The organism is Amycolatopsis sp. WAC 04169 (assembly GCF_003947535.1).
Taxonomy (GTDB): domain Bacteria; phylum Actinomycetota; class Actinomycetes; order Mycobacteriales; family Pseudonocardiaceae; genus Amycolatopsis; species Amycolatopsis keratiniphila.
In genome coordinates, this window is record NZ_QHJI01000004.1 from 80,608 (window position 1) to 98,396 (window position 17,789).

Annotated in this window: 16 protein-coding genes; 10 read left to right on the forward strand and 6 right to left on the reverse strand. The window is 69.9% G+C overall.

Annotated features, from left to right (window positions below):
- Window positions 1-3: 3 nt before the first annotated feature.
- From DMC61_RS09620 to DMC61_RS09630, 3 genes are read left to right on the forward strand one after another with little or no spacing between them, the layout of a single operon-like run.
- Window positions 4-399 (forward strand): VOC family protein, encoded by a 396-nt coding sequence (locus DMC61_RS09620; protein WP_125688566.1) that lies wholly within the window; start codon window positions 4-6, stop codon window positions 397-399.
- 40 nt (window positions 400-439) lie between these two features.
- Entirely contained in the window at window positions 440-2,308 is a 1,869-nt protein-coding gene (locus DMC61_RS09625; protein ID WP_199749970.1) for a Na+/H+ antiporter, read from the forward strand.
- A 27-nt stretch (window positions 2,309-2,335) separates the two neighbouring features.
- Window positions 2,336-3,022 carry a histidine phosphatase family protein gene (locus DMC61_RS09630; protein WP_125688568.1) on the forward strand — a complete coding sequence of 229 codons (687 nt, stop codon included), beginning with the start codon at window positions 2,336-2,338 and terminating at the stop codon, window positions 3,020-3,022.
- Here the strand turns inward: DMC61_RS09630 and DMC61_RS09635 are convergent.
- The 3 genes from DMC61_RS09635 to DMC61_RS09645 all read right to left on the reverse strand — a co-directional run bounded on the left by DMC61_RS09635 (window position 2,985) and on the right by DMC61_RS09645 (window position 4,866).
- Window positions 2,985-3,752: an ABC transporter permease gene (locus tag DMC61_RS09635; RefSeq protein ID WP_016335455.1), complete on the reverse strand. Its 768-nt coding sequence runs from the start codon at window positions 3,750-3,752 to the stop codon at window positions 2,985-2,987. The two genes, DMC61_RS09630 and DMC61_RS09635, sit on opposite strands and share 38 nt — an antisense overlap.
- 22 nt (window positions 3,753-3,774) lie before the next feature.
- Complete coding sequence (locus tag DMC61_RS09640; protein ID WP_125688570.1) at window positions 3,775-4,260, reverse strand: MmpS family transport accessory protein; 486 nt, start codon at window positions 4,258-4,260, stop codon at window positions 3,775-3,777.
- A 201-nt stretch (window positions 4,261-4,461) separates the two neighbouring features.
- Complete coding sequence (locus tag DMC61_RS09645; RefSeq protein ID WP_125688572.1) at window positions 4,462-4,866, reverse strand: NUDIX domain-containing protein; 405 nt, start codon at window positions 4,864-4,866, stop codon at window positions 4,462-4,464.
- A 30-nt stretch (window positions 4,867-4,896) separates the two neighbouring features.
- Here DMC61_RS09645 and DMC61_RS09650 point away from each other — a divergent pair, with 30 nt between their 5' ends.
- Window positions 4,897-5,580: a helix-turn-helix domain-containing protein gene (locus DMC61_RS09650; protein WP_233594741.1), complete on the forward strand. Its 684-nt coding sequence runs from the start codon at window positions 4,897-4,899 to the stop codon at window positions 5,578-5,580.
- Here the strand turns inward: DMC61_RS09650 and DMC61_RS09655 are convergent.
- On the reverse strand, window positions 5,511-7,034 hold the full coding sequence (locus DMC61_RS09655; RefSeq protein WP_125688574.1) for an FGGY-family carbohydrate kinase: 1,524 nt from the start codon (window positions 7,032-7,034) through the stop codon (window positions 5,511-5,513). The genes DMC61_RS09650 and DMC61_RS09655 overlap by 70 nt on opposite strands.
- A 114-nt stretch (window positions 7,035-7,148) precedes the next feature.
- On the opposite strand from DMC61_RS09655, the gene DMC61_RS09660 reads away from it, so the two are divergent.
- The 4 genes from DMC61_RS09660 (at window position 7,149) to DMC61_RS09675 (ending at window position 10,542) form a co-directional block, all read left to right on the forward strand.
- Window positions 7,149-8,129, forward strand: a complete 981-nt coding sequence (locus DMC61_RS09660; RefSeq protein WP_063271012.1) for a LacI family DNA-binding transcriptional regulator — start codon at window positions 7,149-7,151, stop codon at window positions 8,127-8,129.
- A 323-nt stretch (window positions 8,130-8,452) separates the two neighbouring features.
- Window positions 8,453-9,034, forward strand: a complete 582-nt coding sequence (locus DMC61_RS09665; protein WP_016335460.1) for a hypothetical protein — start codon at window positions 8,453-8,455, stop codon at window positions 9,032-9,034.
- 95 nt (window positions 9,035-9,129) lie between these two features.
- On the forward strand, window positions 9,130-9,786 hold the full coding sequence (locus DMC61_RS09670; RefSeq protein ID WP_016335461.1) for an RES family NAD+ phosphorylase: 657 nt from the start codon (window positions 9,130-9,132) through the stop codon (window positions 9,784-9,786).
- 57 nt (window positions 9,787-9,843) lie between these two features.
- Entirely contained in the window at window positions 9,844-10,542 is a 699-nt protein-coding gene (locus tag DMC61_RS09675) for a GAF and ANTAR domain-containing protein (RefSeq protein WP_125688576.1), read from the forward strand.
- A gap of 21 nt (window positions 10,543-10,563) precedes the next feature.
- Here DMC61_RS09675 and DMC61_RS09680 read toward each other — a convergent pair whose 3' ends face one another.
- Window positions 10,564-12,525, reverse strand: a complete 1,962-nt coding sequence (locus DMC61_RS09680) for a S9 family peptidase (protein WP_125688578.1) — start codon at window positions 12,523-12,525, stop codon at window positions 10,564-10,566.
- A gap of 30 nt (window positions 12,526-12,555) precedes the next feature.
- Window positions 12,556-13,530 carry a TerC family protein gene (locus tag DMC61_RS09685; RefSeq protein ID WP_125688580.1) on the reverse strand — a complete coding sequence of 325 codons (975 nt, stop codon included), beginning with the start codon at window positions 13,528-13,530 and terminating at the stop codon, window positions 12,556-12,558.
- A 318-nt stretch (window positions 13,531-13,848) separates the two neighbouring features.
- Between DMC61_RS09685 and DMC61_RS09690 the strand changes: the two genes are divergently transcribed.
- Both DMC61_RS09690 and DMC61_RS09695 read left to right on the forward strand, forming a co-directional pair.
- Window positions 13,849-16,755 carry an alpha/beta fold hydrolase gene (locus DMC61_RS09690; protein WP_199749949.1) on the forward strand — a complete coding sequence of 969 codons (2,907 nt, stop codon included), beginning with the start codon at window positions 13,849-13,851 and terminating at the stop codon, window positions 16,753-16,755.
- Window positions 16,748-17,707: an ABC transporter permease gene (locus DMC61_RS09695; RefSeq protein ID WP_125688585.1), complete on the forward strand. Its 960-nt coding sequence runs from the start codon at window positions 16,748-16,750 to the stop codon at window positions 17,705-17,707. The genes DMC61_RS09690 and DMC61_RS09695 overlap by 8 nt, the downstream gene beginning before the upstream one ends.
- Window positions 17,708-17,789 lie beyond the last annotated feature (82 nt).

Below are 17,789 nucleotides of genomic sequence, written 5' to 3' on the forward strand. Positions count from 1 at the left end.
CGTATGACCCTTTCGATTCAGGCGTCCTACCTCCCCGCGGACGATCTCGGGGCTTCGGTTTCCTTCTATCGCGACATCCTGGGCTTCGAAGTGCGTGACGAGGGCCCGCTCCACGCCACGGTCGGCCCGCCGGGACAGCCCGGGACGTCGCTCCTGCTCCGCCCGCCCGCCGCCGATCCGGAGCTCACCGACGAGGAACGCGCGACGATCGCCGAACTGATGGCCAAGGGTGTCCACGGGATCATCGTGCTGTCCACCCCGGACCTGATCGGCACCTTCGACCGGATCCAGGCGCAGGGCGCGGACGTCGTCCAGGAACCGATGAAGCAGTCGTGGGGCGCTTTCGACTGCTCTTTCCGCGATCCGGCGGGCAATCTGGTGCGTTTCGAAGAGCGGTAGCCGGGCCTCGGTGCGCGCGCCGTGACGCTCCCGGGTGATGATGAGCGGCGTGGAGATCGCGGTAGAACTCGTGGCACTGGTGGTGGCCGTCCTCCTGGTCACCGCCGCGGCGCGGAAACTCGACTGGTCGGCGCCGCTGTGCCTGATCGCGGTCGGGGTCGTCGCCTCGTACATCCCGGGTGTCCCGGAGTACGAACTGGACCCGGAGGTCGTACTGCTGGGGCTGTTGCCGCCGCTGCTGTACGCCACCGCGATCCGCACGTCGCTCATCGACTTCCGCCGTAATCGCGGGCCGATCCTGCTGTTGTCGGTGGGGCTCGTCATCTTCACCACGGCCGCGGTCGGCGTCGTGGCGTGGCTGGTGATCCCCGGGCTGCCGCTGGCCGCCGGGCTCGCGATCGGCGCGGTGGTCGCGCCGCCGGACGCGGTCGCGGCCACCGCCGTCGCCCGCAAGGTCGGGATGCCGCGCAAGCTGACCCGGCTGCTGGAGGGCGAAAGCCTGTTCAACGACGCGGCCGCGCTGGTCGCGTTGCGGACCGCCATCGCGGCCATCGCGGGTTCGGTGAGCCTGCTGCAGGTCGGTGGCGATTTCCTGCTGGCCGCCGGCGGTGGGCTGCTGATCGGGTTCGCGGTCGGCGCGCTCGCCGCGCTGATCCGGACCCGGCTCGAGGATCCGGTCACCGACACCGCGCTTTCGCTGGTGGTGCCGTTCGTCGCCTACCTCGCCGCCGAGGCGATCCACGGTTCGGGCGTGATCTCCGTGGTCGTCGCGGGGCTGATCCTCGGGCACAAGGCGCCGAGCATGCTTTCGGGCCGCTCGCGGCTGGCCAGCAGGCTGAACTGGCAGACCATTCAATTCCTGCTCGAGAACATCGTCTTCCTGCTGATCGGGCTGCAGGTCCGCCGGATCATGACCGAGGTCGGCGACAGCGGGCTGACCGCGATGGAACTGATCCTGATCTGCGCCGCCACGCTGGCCGCGACCATCGTCACCCGGATTGTCTGGATGGCGGGGATCGGCTTGGCACGCCGCGTGTTCCGCCGTCACGCCTGGCCGTGGCGGTACTCGGCCGTGATCGCCTGGGCGGGGATGCGCGGCGTCGTCACGCTCGCGGCGGCGTTCGTGCTGCCCGCGGACACCCCGCAGCGGGCCGTGCTGGTGCTGGTCGCGTTCGTCGTGGTGGCGGGAACGCTGCTGCTGCACGGGACGACACTGCCGGTGCTGGTCCGCCGCCTGAAGCTGCCGCCGCCCGATCCGGCCGAGGACGCGCTGCAGGAGGCGGCCGTGCTCCACGACATGACGAGGGCCGCGCTCGAAGAGCTGGAGAAGATCCGGACGCCCGAGGACCCCGACGACATCGTCGAGCGACTGCGTAGCAGGCTCCAGCACCGGTCGGACTCGGCGTGGGAGGAACTCGGCAGGCAGAGCGCGCTGACCGAAACGCCGAGCGACGCGTACCGGCGGCTTCGGTTGAAGCTGCTCGAAGTCGAACGGGAGAAGTTCCTGGAGGCGCGCGACTCCGGGATGGCCGATGATGATGTCCTGCGCCGGATCCTCGAACGCCTCGACATCGAGGAATCCATGCTGGACAGGGAGGAAGAGACCGTGCCGGATTCCGATCGGGAACTGCGCACCCCCGCCGCGACGGCGGGGACGTGCAAGCATCTGACCAAGAACTGGCCGTCGGTCGAGCCCAGCTCCCCGGACGTCTGCGCGGTCTGCGTCGAGAACGGGATGACCTGGGTGCACCTGCGCGAATGCGTCAAATGCGGGAACGTCGCCTGCTGCGACTCCTCGCCGGGCAAGCACGCGACCGAGCACTTCCACGACACCCTGCACCCGGTGATGCGCAGCCACGAGCCCGGCGAGACCTGGCGCTGGTGTTTCGTGGACAAACAGCTCGGTTAGCTCGGTTAGCTCGGTAGGGTCCGGGGTATGAGCACCCCTGAGCAGGAAGTCGAATACCGCCAGCACCGGTTCTCACCTCCCCCGGGCGCGACCGAGATCTTCCTTGTCCGCCACGGTGAATCAGCCCCGGCGAAGGGCGACGACCCGTTCGACCTCGTCGACGGGCAGGCCGATCCGGATCTCGCGCCGGAGGGCAGGGACCACGCCGAGCGGGTGGGCCGCCGCCTGGCGGACGAGCGGATCTCCGCGCTGTACGTGACGACGCTGCGCCGGACGCCGCAGACCGCGGCACCGCTGGCGGCGAAGCTCGGGCTCACCCCGGAGGTCGAGCCGGATCTACGGGAGATCCACCTCGGGGACTGGGAGAACGGCCTCTTCCGGCGCTACACCCACGAAGGCCACCCGATCGTCGAAGAGCTGTGGCGCGAACAGCGCTGGGACGTCATCCCCGGCGCGGAGACGATGGAGTCGTTCGGCGGGCGGATCAAGGCGGCCATCGGCAGGCTCGCCGCGGCCAACCCCGACCGGAGGATCGCCGTGTTCACCCACGGCGGCGTCATCGGAGAGGTCTTCGCGCAGGCGAGCGGCGCGACGAACCGGTTCGCCTTCCTCGGGGCGGACAACGGCTCGATCTCCCATCTGGTGGTGTCGGGTGAGACCTGGATGGTGCGTCGGTTCAACGACACGTCGCATCTTCAGTCGCCTTTCGGCTGATCCGGCCCGCCGCGACCAGGTGCACGACGACCAGGACCGCGACCGCCTCGGCGGCCAGCAGCCCGATCAGCACGAGCACCTGCGTCACCCCGGCCTGCACCGGCCCGGCGCCACCGAGGAGGACACCGACGTAGGCGCCGGGCAGGGTCACCAGGCCGACGGTCCGGGTCTGGTCTAGGGCGGGGATCAGCGCGTGCCCCGCCGAGGGGCGGCAGATCTCCAGCGCGGCCGGGCGGGGCAGGAAACCGAGTGCCAGCGCGGCTTCGTACTCGCCGTGCCGGGTCACGAGTTCGTCCAGGGCACGCCTCGCCGCCTGCGAGGTCGCGGACATCGCGCCGCCGATGACGATGCCGGCGATCGGCACGATCGCGATGGGCCGCCACGGGACCACCCCGGTCGCGAGCACGAGCGTCAGCACCGGCACCACGCCGGACGCGATGGCGAGCGCGACCCACGCGAGATCTTTCGCCACCCCGATCCGGCGCGCGGAGGTGACCGCCGCGATCACGAACATCAGCAGCACGAAACCGCCGGTCAGCCAGCCCGATTTCAGGATCCCGACGATCACCAGCGAAACGGCGGCGAGCTGAACGACGGCGCGCGCGGCCGCGAACAGCACCGCCTTGCCCTGCCCCAGCCGCCCGAACTGCACCACCGCCGCGCCGAAGATCGCCAGCACGGCCAAGACCACGGCGAGTACCGGGCCGAACGCGATCGCACCATCCGTCACCCGGATGATCCTGCCGTAGGGATCAGGACGTGCAGGTCACCGGCGCGCCCGGAGCGGGGGCGGTGCGGTCGCTGACGACCTCGCCGTCGACGACGATCCGGCACCGCAAGGCGCCGCCGCCCGAACCCCGCGCGGAGAGGCTGTAGAACTCGTCGCGGCCTTCCTGGCTCTCGCGCTCGAAGGTGGTGCTCCACGGCGCCGTCACTTCGGTCTTCTGCAGGAGCTCGGAACCCTGCGCGACATAGGTGACGTTCTGGGCGCCCTTCGCTCCGGAAAGCTCGTAGACGACCGAATGGATCACCGTGCGCACGGTGGCAGCGGCCTGCTCGACCAGTGGCGCGGGCGGGCTCTGCACCGGCCGCGAGGCCTTCGGCAGCACGTAACTGGTGAGGGTGATGGCGACGGCCACCACACCCAGCACGACCACGACGGTCCCCAGCGGCTTCAGCCTGCCGGGGGCACCCTGCTCCGGCGCCGATGCCGGAGGGGTCGCGGTGGGAACACCCATGGAGAGGTCTTCTCTCGTCCGAGCGCACTTCCGTCGAGTGCGTCGACTACTTCTCGCTCGAAGGTGACTCCGCGTTAGCCGTTATCGGGAAGAAACCCGATATTCACCCTTTTGGGTGTCCCAGTCAGCGGGGAGTGCCTGGTCATAGGGCGATCGGCGTAAACACAGTGAGCCGAATAGCTCACTTTGAGTGACACCGCCTCAATCGACGACACCCGCGTCGGCGAGCAGCCCGAGCACTCGCCTGCCCGCCGGCGGGCAGAGGTGGGCGTCGCCCGAGGACAGCCACGCGGACTCCGCGATCTCGCGTCCCGGCACGGGTTCCCCGCGATGCCCGGCGGTGTAACACGTCATGCGGACGCGGCGGCCGTCCGCGTAACCGTCGGCCTGCTCGTTCAGCACCGCGAAGAAGCGGAAGCTCAGCGGGTCGAGCTCGATGCCGAGCTCCTCGCGGATCTCCCGGCACAGCCCGGCGACGTCGCCTTCTCCCGGCTCCCGCTTGCCTCCCGGCAGGTAGAACTTGGCCTTGCCCTCGGTCCGCACCGACAGGAGGCGGCGGTCGCGGACGTGGATCCAGGCCAGTGAATCGATCTCTGCTTCGGACACGGCCTGATTCTGTCGTGCCCCGGGGGCATCATGGCAACCGTGTATCGGGAGACGACGGCGCCCGGCCTGGACGACGTGGTGCGCTGCCTGTGGGAGGAAGCGGGCGGAGCGCCGAAGCGGATCGTGCCCGACTGCTGTGTGGACCTCGTGGAATGCGGCGGCGAGGTCTTCGTGGCCGGGCCGGACACGGCGCCTTGGACCTGGGAGACCGGCGAACGGGCACGCGGCGTGCGGTTCGCCCCGGGCAGGGCGGGCGACGTCCTGGGGCTCGGCGCCGACGAGCTGCGTGATCAGCGCGTCCCCCTCGCCGACCTTTGGGGCAAGGACGGCGAACTGCTGGCCGAGCAGGTGCTCTCCGGCGCCGCTTCGCTGACCGACGTCGTCGCGCGGCGCCGGGCCGGACGGGCCGACCGGGAGGTCTCGGAGCTGATCGCCAGGCTGGATGGCGGCACGCCCAGGGTTTCCGCCGCGCTGGAGCCGTTCACCACCGGGGAGCGGCAACTGCGGCGGCGGTTCACCCTCGCGGTGGGCTACGGTCCGGCGACCTACCTGCGGGTCAGCCGGTTCCAGCGCGCCATCGGCCTCGCGGGATCGGCGCCGGATCTCGCCTCGCTGGCGTTCTCGGCGGGCTACGCCGATCAAGCTCACTTGAGCCGGGACTGCCGGGAGTTCTCCGGGCTGAAGGCGAGCGAGTTCTTCCGCGCCAGGAAGTGAGCGATGTCCACTGTGGACTCGTACAGCGCGCGATAGTGCGGGTAGAACTCGTCGTAGACCTCGGCGTCCGCTCCCGGACGGACGATTTCGGCAACGGGGTTCCAGGCTTCGATATCCGGCTCCCGCCCCAGTGCGACGGACGCGAGAACGGCGTTCCCGAACGCGGCACCGACGGTTTCCGCGGGGATCTCCTGGTCGATCCTCGCGACGTCGCTGACGATCCGCGTCCACACCCCGCCTCGCGTCCCACCGCCGACGGCGACGAACCGCCCCGTGCCGCCACCGGCCTCCCGCATGGCTTCCAGGTTGTGCCGCACCCCGTACGCCGTTCCCTCCAGCGCCGCGCGATACAGATCGGCCCGATCGTGGGAGGTGGTGAGCCCGGCGACGATGCCCCGCGCGTCCGGATCCGGCACCGGTGTCCGTTCTCCCGCGAAATACGGCAGCATCAGCAAGCCGCGGCTGCCCGCCGGGACCTCGCCCGCCGCGGCGGCCAGATCGCCGAACTCGCCGCCGACGAGCTCCCGCAGCCAGTCGGTGATCGCGCCGGAGGTCGCCATGCCCGCCGCGAGCGAATAAGTACCGGGAAAAGCGCCGCGGGTCGTCCACAGCCCTCGCCCGGGGCGGGGGTCGGAGAGCATCTGGACCAGGAACATCGTGGTGCCGTACATGAGCATCGTGTCCCCGGGCGCGGTGACGCCGACGCTGGTCGCCTCGGCCCACGCGTCCACCGTGCCCGCCGTCACCGGGATCCCTTGCGGCAGGCCGGTTTCCGCGGCCGCCCCGGCGGTGACCGAGCCGACCACCTCGGTCGGCCACGCCAGCTTGGGCAGTTCGATGCCGGGGGCGATCGCGGCGACCCGGTCGGCCGCCCAGCGAGCCTCGCGCAGGTCGTACATCGGGTCGCATTGGCTCGCGGAATGATGGTCGAGGACGTACTCACCGGTCAGGCGCAGGACGAGGAACGAACTCGCCATCAAGAAGAGCTTCGCCCGGTCGAACACGTCCGGCTCGTTCTTCGCCAGCCAGCGCCATTTCGGCCCGACGGCCTGCGAGCCGAGCGCGCTCCCACCACGTTCCACAATGGATTCTTCGCCGAATTCCCGATTCAATTCCCGGATTTCGTCGAATGCGCGGGTGTCGACGCCGTAAAGGATCGCCGGGCGCAGCGGTTTCCCGGAAGCGTCGGCGGGTAACAGCACCGGCCCGATCCCGCTGACCGACACCCCGATGATGGGATGATCCTCCGCGGCCGCCGAAAGCTCTCTCGCCAGCGAGAGGAAGTCTTGCCACCACACGGTTTCCGCGTCGTGCTCGAACCAGCCGGGACGGGGCCGGGAAGTCTCGTGCGGGCGGGAAGCCCGCGCCACCACGGCACCCCGGGAATCGACGAGGACGCCTTTGGAACTCGAAGTGCCGATGTCGATGCCGAGCACCAGGCCCGGTTCCCCCACGACCCCTCCGAACTCCTCCGCGCGAGTAGCGCGATCAGCGGATGGTAACGATTGTCGGTCAAGCTATTCTTCCCGTGCGAAGGTGTCAATACACCTGCAGAAGGGGAGGTCACGGTGGCCACCATCAACGACGTGGCGGCGAAGGCCGGGGTTTCGACGGCGACCGTGTCGAGGACGCTCAACGGGAAGTCCACTGTGGACCCGGTACTCGCGGCACGGGTGCAGGCCGCCGCCGCGGAATTGGGCTATCACCCGAACGGTCTCGCGAGGAATCTGCGCCGTCAGGAGACCGCGGTCCTCGCGCTCATCATCTCCGACGTGGAGAACCCCTTCTTCACCGCGATCGCCCGCGGCGTGGAGGACATCGCGCAGACCGCGGGCTACTCGGTGGTGTTGTGCAACGCCGACGACAACGAGGAGAAGGAGCGGCGCTACATCGACGTCGCCCTCCAGGAACGGGTCGCCGGCGTGGTGCTCTCTCCCACCGGCCGGGCCACCAACGTCGACCGGCTGACCGAACGCGGCACCCCCGTGGTCGCCGTCGACCGGCCGCTCCTGAAGAACACCGGCGACCAGGTGCTGGTGGACACCCGGCTCGCCGCCCGCGACGCGACCCGGCATCTGCTCGACGGCGGCTACCGGCGGGTCGCCTGTGTCAGCGGGCCGCCCGGGGTGCGCACGGCCGAAGACCGGCTGGCGGGCTACACCGACGCCGTCGGCGAGGCGAACGCGCTCACCCGGCGGGCCGAGTTCCGCGCCGAGGGCGGCAGGCTCGCCGCGCTCAGCCTGCTCGACGAGCCCGAGCCGCCGGACGCGCTGCTGATCGGCAACAGCACGATGGCGATCGGCGTCCTGGAGGCGCTGGCTTCTCGCGGTCTGCGATCGGGACAGGACGTGGGGATCGTGTCGTTCGACGACGCGCCGTGGACGACCCTGATCGACCCGCCGCTGACGGTGGTCGCGCAGCCCGCGAACGAGGTGGGCAGGGTCGCCGCCGAACTGCTGCTCGCCCGCATCGGCGACAGCACGCGCAAGGCCACGACGACCACGCTGCAGGCGAAGCTGATCGTGCGCCGGAGCTCACGTCGCGACTGACCCGGGCGCACGACGTGCCTGGGCGACCGGTTCGCACCGGCCGCCCAGGAACGCCCCACCCCCTTGTTCCCCCAAGCCGGCCCCACACCAGCCGGGTTCTCCGAAGCGGTGGGAAGAAATCGTTTACCTTTCGGACGGTAAATTCCCGCTTACCACCTGTCAAGCCGAAGTCCTGGACAAGCTCGCCCGATGCGGGCACACTATGGCGATATCCCTACTGCACGTGTTTGATTCCGTGCACTCCGTGTTCGTCTCTGGTGAATTCACCCACGAAATCGAGATGAGACCGCACGAACCCGCACAGACGCGTTACCCTGGGCGCTATGTCGATAGCGCTCGAGAACGTTCTCGCCAAGGCGGGCCTGAAGGTCGACGCCAACGAGTTCCTGAACCTCGTCGAGGACGCGGCGCGGAGGCTGACCCCACCGAACCCCGATCCGTCGCACTACTTCTCGGCGGACCAGCGAGCCGCGCTCACCGACGTCGGCCTGGACCTCTCACCCCGCGGCGAGGACGAGCCGGACTTCCGTGCCCGCACGGTCGCCGCGCACGCCGTGCTCGCCGATTCCGCGCTCAGTGTGCTGGAAGCGGCCAAAACGCTGGGCGTGGACGACAGCCGTATCCGCCACCGCCTGAAGGAGGGCAGGCTCACCGGCTGGAAGGACCAGGGCTGGCGGTTGCCCGCCTGGCAGTTCGCCGGCTCCGGGGTGCTGCCCGGCCTGGAGGTCGTCCTGCGCGCCGTCCCCGAGGACCAGCCCGCGCTCGTCGTCGCCGCGTTCATGAGCACCCCGCAGGCCGATCTGGTGATCAACGACCATCCCGCGACCCCGCGCCAATGGCTCCTCTCCGGCGGCGATCCCGAGCACGTCGCGAGACTGGTGGCCACGCTGGGCTCGCCGTTCTGAGATCCTTGCCCGACGACAGAATTCCAGTCGGGGGTAGGCCGTAGGCTGACCCCATCGAGCAAGATCACCCGACAAGGACGGACGACTCCCGAGGTATGGCCCGGCTCCCCCTGCCGCCCGCACGCTCTGTCCTGGTCAAGGAGCTGCACCGCACCAACGACGTGGTGACGGTGCACCCCGGCACCAGGCTGGTCAGGATCTTCACCGCGCACGGCAACCACCCCCAGCAGTGGAATTCGTTCCGCTACAGCGGCCCGCTCCCGCATGGCCGTTTCGACCCGCAGACCCCCGGACGCGGCGGTCGCCCGGTCACCGACCCCGGCAACGGTGTCCTGTACTTCGGGCTCACCGTGCGCACCAGCATCGCGGAGGTCTTCCAGACCACGTCCACGGTCGACCGCAAATCCCGCGGCCCGCGGCTGGTGGTCGTCCGGCCGACCCGCACGCTGCGGCTGCTCGATCTCGCCGGCCTGTGGCCGACCCGCGTCGGCGCCTCGCAGGAGATCTCCAGCGGCCCGAAGAAGATCACCCAGGCGTGGGCGCGCGCCATCCGCGCCGCGTTCGGCGACCTCGACGGGGTCTGGTACCGGTCGTCCATGGACTCCGGCGGCCCCGCGCTCGCGCTGTGGGACCCGCCTGCCGGGAACTCGCTGCCGATCGCGCCCGACGTGCTGCTCCCTTTGGACCACCCGGGGCTCGACGTCCCGCTGGGCCGGGTCTGCGAAGAGCTGAACTACACGCTGCTGAGCTGAGCGAAGCGACCGCGCTGGCTATTCTGATCCCTGGTGGGTGACGGAGAGGGGACCTTCGTGAACGATCATGAACACACGGTCGGCAGCGGCCTGAGCGCGACGCTCGGCGGTGTCGCGCGCACGCTGCAGGCCGAGCCGGACGTCGAATCCACCCTCGCGGCGATCGTGAAGGCCGCGGTCGATCACGTCCCGGGCGCGGAGTACGCCGGGATCTCCCTGCTCGAACCAGGGGGACGGGTCCGGACCGTCGCTCCGACCGCCGCCGTCGTCTCCACGATCGACGAACTGCAGTACGAAACCCAGCAGGGCCCGTGTCTCGACGCGATCGCCGAACGCCAGATCTTCCGCACCGGCGACCTGACCTCGGAGTCGCGCTGGCCGGAGTTCACGCCGAAGGCCGCCGAGACCGGCGTGCGGTCGATGCTGGTGTACCGGCTGTTCGTCACCGATCAGACCCTCGGCACGCTGAACCTCTACGCCCGGGCACGCGACGCGTTCGGCGATCAGGCCGACGACGACGGACGGCTGTTCGCGACCCACGCCGCCATCGCGCTCGCCGGCGCGCAGACCGAGGCCCGGTTGCACGTCGCGGTCGAGAACCGCGACGTGATCGGCATGGCGAAGGGCATCCTGATGCACCACCACGACATCGACGCCGTGGGGGCCTTCCGGTTGCTGGTCGAGTCGTCCCAGAACACCAACATCAAACTGCTCGACGTCGCGGCCTGGGTCGTCGAGCACCGCCGCGAGCTGTAGCCCGCGGCGGTGCCGTGACGATCAGAGGTGACGGCTCCACCACTCCAGCACGGCGTCGAACCGCTGCACCCGGTGCCGGGGCAGCCCCGATCGCGTGAGTTCGTGCCCCTCGCCGGGGAACAGCAGGAACTCGGCCGCGACGCCGTTCTGCCGCAGTGCCACGTACATCCGCTGCGCCTGCTCCAGCGGGCATCGCCAGTCCTGCTCGGAGTGCACGACCATGAACGGGATGTCGATCTTGCCCGCGTAGGTCAACGGGCTGCGCTTGCGCTGCTCGTCGGGGTCGTCCCCGACGTAACCCCCGGCGAAGAACCAGCCGATGTCGGAGCTGCCGACGAACGAGTCCCAGGCGTTGACCGCGCGCTCGCTCCACGCGGCGCGGAACCGGCCGCCGTGATGCGCGGCGAGCCAGCTGGTCATGAAGCCGCCGTACGAGCCGCCCATCACGCCGACGCGATCGCCGTCCAGGTTCGGCAGTTCGAGCGCTTTGTCCAGCAAGGCCAGCAGGTCGTCCGCGTCCACGGTGCCGAAACCGTGCACGATGCTCCGGCCGTGGCTTTCGCCGTAACCCGCGGAACCGCGCGGGTTCCCCAGCACGACGGCGTAGCCCGCGGCGGCGAGCACCTGCGCCTCGTCGAAGACCTTCCATTCGTACGGCGCGAACGGTCCACCGTGGACCATCAGGACCACGGGATGCGGCCCGTCGCCCTCGGGCCGGACGATCCAGCCGTGGACCGGATAGCCGTCGGGAGCGGCCGTGTCCAGCTCCTCCAGCGGCAGGATCCCGGTGTCCCGCAACGCCTTCGAGTAGTCGGTGAGCACGCGCGGCTCCCCGTCCGACACCAGCGCGACGTCACCGGAACTCTCGGGCGTTCCGATCACCGCGACGATCCGTTCGCCGTCGACGGCGAACGTCTTCACCACGGTGCGCTCGCCGGCGAGGTGCCGCAACGTCTTCAGCTCGGCCAGTTCGGCGGAGAGGGGGACAGCGCGCAGCTCGGCGGCGCCGCGGGTGCGGACCACGACGAGGACCTCGTCACCGAGGACGACCGGCGGGCTCGCCGCGTTGTCGCAGTCGACCGTTTCGACGTCGGTCAGCCGCCGCGGGGACGACGGCTCGGCACCGGTGGGCCATGACGCTTGCCAGAGTCCGGTGTTGCGGGCGATCTCCTCCTGCCCGGAGAACTCGGTGCCGTAGAACAGGATCGAACCGTCCGGCGCGACGACCGGCCGGTCCGCGGTGCCCAGCGACCGGACCAGCAGCCGGGGTTCGCCGCCGCCGGCGGGCACGGCGTAGACGTCCGAGCGGACGGTGTCTTCGGCGGCCCAGTCGCGCGGGGCGGTGATCAGGACGTGCTCGCCGTCGTCCGTCCACGAAGGATGATCGACGTCGGCCCGGTCGTCGGTCAGCGGCGTGAGCTCCGCGGGCTCCTCCTCGTCGAGCGCGGCCGCGGTGTCCACGACGAACAGACGCTGTGGACGGTCGTTGAGGAAACCCGCGTCGTCGACGCGGTAGAAGAGGTTCTTGATGTGCCGCGGCGCTTCTTCAGCCGGTTCCGGCGTTTCGCCGTCCGCGTTCTCGGTGCCGTAGCGGCCCGGCTCCGGCACGCGGGCGACGAAGGCGACGCGACGGGAGTCCGGCGCCCAGACCGGTGCGCCCGCGCCGAGGGGGAGATCGGTGATCCGCTTCGCGTCGCCGCCTGCCGCGGGAATCACGTGCACCTGCGGCTTGGCCGCGCGCCCGGAGCCCTCTCCGGCCCGGAGGAACGCGACCCACCGGCCGTCCGGGGAGATGGCGGGGGCCGAGTCCTTGGCCCCGTGGGTCCAGGGGCCTTCCCCGCCACCGCCGAGGTCGACCTTGCGCAGGCCGCCGCGGTAGCTGTTCGTCTTCAGATCAGGCCTGCTCACCGCGGTGAGCAGCAGGTCGCCGTGCAGCGCGAGGATGCCGGGGACCGTCAGGGCTTCGATGTCAACGGGACGCACGGCCCCGACGGTACCCGATCCTTAGCAGCTCTAACTACTGATCGAAGATTCCTGCTCAGCGGCTTCCAGCTTCTTCGCCTTCGCGAGGCTGGCCAGCGTCGTCACGGTCAGGACCACGACGATGACACCCAGGGAGACCCAGTTGTTGATGTCCAGCCAGTCCGGGACGACGTGGTACTCGTGCAGCGCGTGCAGGAACAGCTTGGCGCCGATGAAGGCGAGGATCACCGCGAGACCGTAGGACAGGTACACCAGCTTGGTGACCAGGCCACCGAGCAGGAAGTACAGCTGGCGCAGACCCATCAGCGCGAACGCGTTGGCGGTGAAGACCAGGAAGGCCTCCTGCGTGATACCGAAGATCGCCGGGATCGAGTCGACGGCGAACAGCAGGTCCGCGCTGCCGATCGCGACGATCACCAGGAACATCGGGGTGATCCAGCGCTTGCCGTCCTTCTTCACGAAGGACTTGTGCCCGTGCCACTCCTCGGTGACCGGGAAGAGCTTGCGCACCCAGCGGGTGAGCGCGTTCTCCTCGTATTCCTCTTCTTCGTCCTTGTTGCGGACCATACTGATCGCGGTCCAGATGAGGACGGCGCCGAAGAGGAAGAAGACCCAGACGAACTGCGCGATCAGCGCGGCGCCCACGGCGATGAACACGCTGCGCATGGCGAGCGCGAGCAGGATGCCGATCAGCAGCACGCGGTGCTGGTGGATCGCGGGCACCTTGAACGACGTCATGATGATCATGAAGATGAACAGGTTGTCCACGCTCAGCGAGTACTCGGTGATGTACCCGGTGAAGAACTGGACACCCGGTTCGTGTCCGGCGAACACCCAGACACCGACGCCGAACGCGACGGCCACGGCGATGTAGAAGATGACCCACCGGGCGGCTTCACCGGTGGTGACCTCATGCGGCTTGCGATCGACGATGACCAGGTCCAGCGCGATGAGCGCGAGCAGGCCACCGACCGTGGCGATCCATAGCCACAGGGGAACAGACATGTATCCAACCCTCCGGATAGTGCACAGCAGCAACTAACCGGAGGTCTCTTCCGCCGGTGCGAAACCGGCCGACGGTGCCGGGGGCCTGCGAAGGCCACCGTGCTGACGACACCGCCGCGAAGGAATACTCCCCTCACAGCTGGTCCAGTTTGACCTGTCTGTACGTCTGACGCCAGTTAAGGTTGCCCTTGTCACCAAGATGATGGCGTAACTCCCGTCACACCCACCTCTTTTCCCTCTTCGAGTACCCGTTCCGGTGGCGGTTCAACGTCACGCTTGTGTGGTCCCTGTGTGCTGGAGGAGCGACTCTCAGGTTCGGTGAAATACGGTCATTCCGTGCCCCGAATCCCGCTCCCTCGCACGCGAGGCGCGAAGCTCGTCGCGCTCGCCGCGGTCGTGGTGGTCCTGGCCGCCGCGGCCGTCGTGTGGACGAACAGCGATCCCGCGCCGTCCGCGGTCAGAACCCAGGACGCGACCCTCGATCTGCCCGAAACGCCGGGCTCGTCCGAGGTCGTCAAGATCGACACGACCACGTATCTGCCCGAACAGACCCCGGCCCCGGCGGTGCTGCTCGCCCACGGTTTCGGCGGTGACAAGAACAGTGTTGCCACCGAAGCCCGTGAGCTCGCCGACAAGGGCTTCGTCGTGCTGACCTGGTCCGCGCGCGGTTTCGGCCGCAGCACCGGGAAGATCGCGCTGAACGACCCCGACCGCGAAGTCGCCGACGCCCGCAAGCTGATCGACACCCTGGCCGCGCGGCCCGAGGTCCTCAGCGAGAACGGCGACCCGAAGGTGGCCGTGTCCGGCGCTTCGTACGGCGGCGCGCTTTCCCTGCTGCTCGCGGGGACCGACAAGCGCGTCGACGCGATCGCGCCGGTGATCACCTACAACGATCTCGCCCAGGGTCTCTTCCCGAACGCCGCTTCTCCGGCCGCGCCGGACGCCACCACCCCGGCGGCGGGCGCGTTCACCGCGGACGGCGTCTTCAAGAAGTCGTGGGCCGGCATCTTCTTCTCCGCCGGTTCCGGCGCGGCGCAGACCGGCTCCCCCGCCAACGACGCCCCCGAAGCCGGGGACGAGACGAGCGAATCCGGTGCGGCACAGGGCACGGGCGCGGCGGCCGCGGCGCAGTCGCTGCCGCTCGGCGGCCCGAATGGACAGCGCCCGCCGTCCGGCCCCGCCGACCCTTGTGGACGGTTCACCGCCGAGGTCTGCCAGGCCTACACCGAACTCGCCACCACCGGGAAGGCGAGCCAGAAGACGGTCGAGCTGCTCCGCCGGGTCTCCCCCGCGTCCGTGACGGACAAGATCACCGTGCCGACCCTGCTGGTGCAGGGCGAAAGCGACACGCTGTTCGGCTTGGACCAGTCCGACGCGACCGCCCGGCAGATCTCCGCCGCGGGCGGCAAGGTCCGCACGATCTGGTACACCGGCGGCCACGACGGCGGGAAACCGGGGCAGAAGCTGCGCGCGCAGATCGCCGACTTCCTCAAGTTCTCCCTCACCGGGCAGGGCACCGACCCCGGCACCGGGTTCAGCTACGACATCCAGGGCACGCTGCGGGCGAACGGCGCCCCTTCGGTCCGGACGGTCAGCGCCCCGGCGTACCCGGGAGCGACCGGCGACGCCACCGAGCGGCGGCCGTTCACCTTGGCGGGCCCGGCGCAGCCCGTCGTCCGGCCCGCCGGTGGCAATCCCGCCGCGGTGAGCGGGATCCCCGGTTTGAACGGCGCGGTGGCCGGCTCGTCCCGGCTCTCCGGACTGTTCAGTCTCGACCCGCCGGGGCAGGCCGCGCAGTTCGCGACGCCGCCGCTCGACGCGCAGACGATCGCGGCCGGTTCCTCCACGGTCCGGCTGCAGGTCTCCGCGGATCCGTCCGCCGGGGTTCCGCAGAAGGAAGCCGTCCTGTTCGCGAAGCTCTACGACGTCAACTCCGAAGGCGTCCGGACGCTTCCGGCCAACGCCGTCGCGCCGTTCCGCGTTTCCGGTCTGCCCGCCGACGGCAGCCCGGTCGAGGTGACGGTGACCCTGCCGGGCATCGTGCGGCCGCTGGAGGCCGGGCACACGCTCCGGCTGGTCGTCGGCACGACGGACCAGGCGTTCGCGACACCGGTCGAACCCGCGGTGTTCCGCATCGGGCTGGCGGACGGCGGTCGGCTCGCCGTCCCGGTCGTGCCCGGCAATTCCGTCGGCGCCGGCGCGCCCACCGCGCAGCTGCTCGGGATCGCCGGGACGCTGCTCGCGGGGATCGCGATCACGGTGATCGCCGCGTTCCGCCGCCGCCGCGCGCATGACGTCGACGAGAGCCTGGCGAAGACACCACTGGTGATCGAAGGTCTGCGAAAGGCCTACGCGGGCGGCTTCGTCGCGGTGAAGGATCTGTCCTTCCGGGTCGAACCCGGCCAGGTGCTCGGCCTGCTCGGGCCGAACGGCGCGGGCAAGACGACGACCCTGCGCATGCTGATGGGGCTCATCACGCCGACCGCGGGCACCATCCGCGTGTTCGGCCATCTGATCGCGCCCGGCGCGCCGGTGCTGTCGCGGATCGGGTCCTTTGTGGAGGGTTCGGGCTTCCTGCCGCACTTGTCCGGCAAGGAGAACCTGGAGCTGTACTGGGCGAGCACCGGACGCCCGAAGGACAAGGCGCATTTCGCCGAAGCACTGGAGATCGCCGGGCTCGGCGACGCGGTGAACCGGCGGGTCCGCACCTACAGCCAGGGGATGCGGCAGCGGCTCGCGATCGCGCAGGCGATGCTCGGCCTGCCGGAACTCATGGTGCTCGACGAACCGACCAACGGGCTCGACCCGCCACAGATCCACCAGATGCGCGAGGTGCTCCAGCGTTACGCGGCGACCGGGCGCACCGTGGTGGTTTCGAGCCACCTGCTGGCCGAGGTCGAGCAGACCTGTACGCACGTGGTCGTGATGCACCGCGGCATGCTGGTCGCCTCGGGTGAGGTCGGCGAACTGGCCGCGTCCAGCGGCGAAGCGACGTTCCGCGTCGACAAGCCCGCCGAGGCGGCCGAAGCGCTGCGAAAGGTCGGCGGCGTTTCCGGCGTCGACGTCGACGGCGAACTGGTCCACGCGGATCTCGACGGTCTCGCGCGCGCCGAGGCGGTCGCCGTCCTGGTGCGGGCCGGGGTCGCGGTCGAGCAGGCCGGGCCGCGGCGGCGCCTGGAAGACGCGTTCCTGCAGCTGGTCGGAGAGGACTCGAAGGGTGAGTAAGACCAATGGTTCCGGCCCGGCGACCCGGGCGGATCACGGCGTGCACACCGATCCGGCGGCACTGCTGGAGCTGACCGAGGTCGCGTCGCACGAGCCGACCGAGGTCGGCCCGGACGGGGCGGTGGCGGGCTACCGCGCCGACCGGACGCTACGGCTCGGCGTCGAACTGAAGCGGCAGCTCAAACGGCGGCGGACCCAGCTGATGCTGGGGTTCGTCGCGCTGCTGCCGTTCATCCTGGTGATCGCGTTCGAGATCGGGCAGGCCAACCCGAACCGCCGCAGCGGCGGTTTCGTCGACCTCGCCACCGCGAGCGCGCCGAACTTCGTGGTGCTCGCGCTGTTCGTGTCCGGGACGTTCCTGCTCCCGATGATCGTGGCGTTGTTCTACGGCGACACGATCGCGAGCGAGGCGTCGTGGTCGAGCCTGAAATACCTGCTCGCGATGCCGGTCCCCCGGCATCGGGTGCTGCGGCAGAAGGCGATCGTCTCCGGCATCCTCTCCGCGGTCGCGTTGATCCTGTTGCCGCTGGTGTCGCTGGTGGTCGGCGTCATCTGGTACGGCGCCGGTGACGCGATCAGCCCGACCGGGGACGCGGTGTCGTTCGGCGACAGTCTCATCGCGATGGGGCTGGCGACGGTCTACATCATCCTGCAGCTGGCGTGGGTGGCCGGGCTGGCGATGCTGCTCTCGGTCGCCACCGACGCCCCGCTGGGCGCCGTCGGCGGCGCGGCGATCGTCGCGATCGTCTCGCAGATCCTCGACCAGATCACCGCGCTCGAAGGACTGCGGGACTATCTGCCGACGCATTTCGCGTTCTCGTGGATGGATCTGATCTCGACCGACATCGACTGGACGAACATGGCCAACGGCATGTTGTCGGCGGCGTTGTACGGCACGGTGTTCTTCCTCCTCGCCGGCCGCCGGTTCGCGACGAAGGACATCACCAGCTGAGAGCGTTTCCGCACTGAAGAAACGACCGGGGTCCACCGGGAAGACGAAATCCTCTTCCCAGGTGGGCCCCGGTTTTCACTGG

What these genes read in the sequence shown, in the direction of transcription:
- DMC61_RS09620 (WP_125688566.1), top strand. Translation starts at nt 4, where the DNA reads ATGACCCTTTCGATTCAGGCGTCCTACCTCCCCGCGGACGATCTCGGG.
- DMC61_RS09625 (WP_199749970.1), top strand. Translation starts at nt 440, where the DNA reads ATGAGCGGCGTGGAGATCGCGGTAGAACTCGTGGCACTGGTGGTGGCC.
- DMC61_RS09630 (WP_125688568.1), top strand. Translation starts at nt 2,336, where the DNA reads ATGAGCACCCCTGAGCAGGAAGTCGAATACCGCCAGCACCGGTTCTCA.
- DMC61_RS09640 (WP_125688570.1), bottom strand. Translation starts at nt 4,260, where the DNA reads ATGGGTGTTCCCACCGCGACCCCTCCGGCATCGGCGCCGGAGCAGGGT.
- DMC61_RS09650 (WP_233594741.1), top strand. Translation starts at nt 4,897, where the DNA reads ATGGCAACCGTGTATCGGGAGACGACGGCGCCCGGCCTGGACGACGTG.
- DMC61_RS09665 (WP_016335460.1), top strand. Translation starts at nt 8,453, where the DNA reads ATGTCGATAGCGCTCGAGAACGTTCTCGCCAAGGCGGGCCTGAAGGTC.
- DMC61_RS09670 (WP_016335461.1), top strand. Translation starts at nt 9,130, where the DNA reads ATGGCCCGGCTCCCCCTGCCGCCCGCACGCTCTGTCCTGGTCAAGGAG.
- DMC61_RS09685 (WP_125688580.1), bottom strand. Translation starts at nt 13,530, where the DNA reads ATGTCTGTTCCCCTGTGGCTATGGATCGCCACGGTCGGTGGCCTGCTC.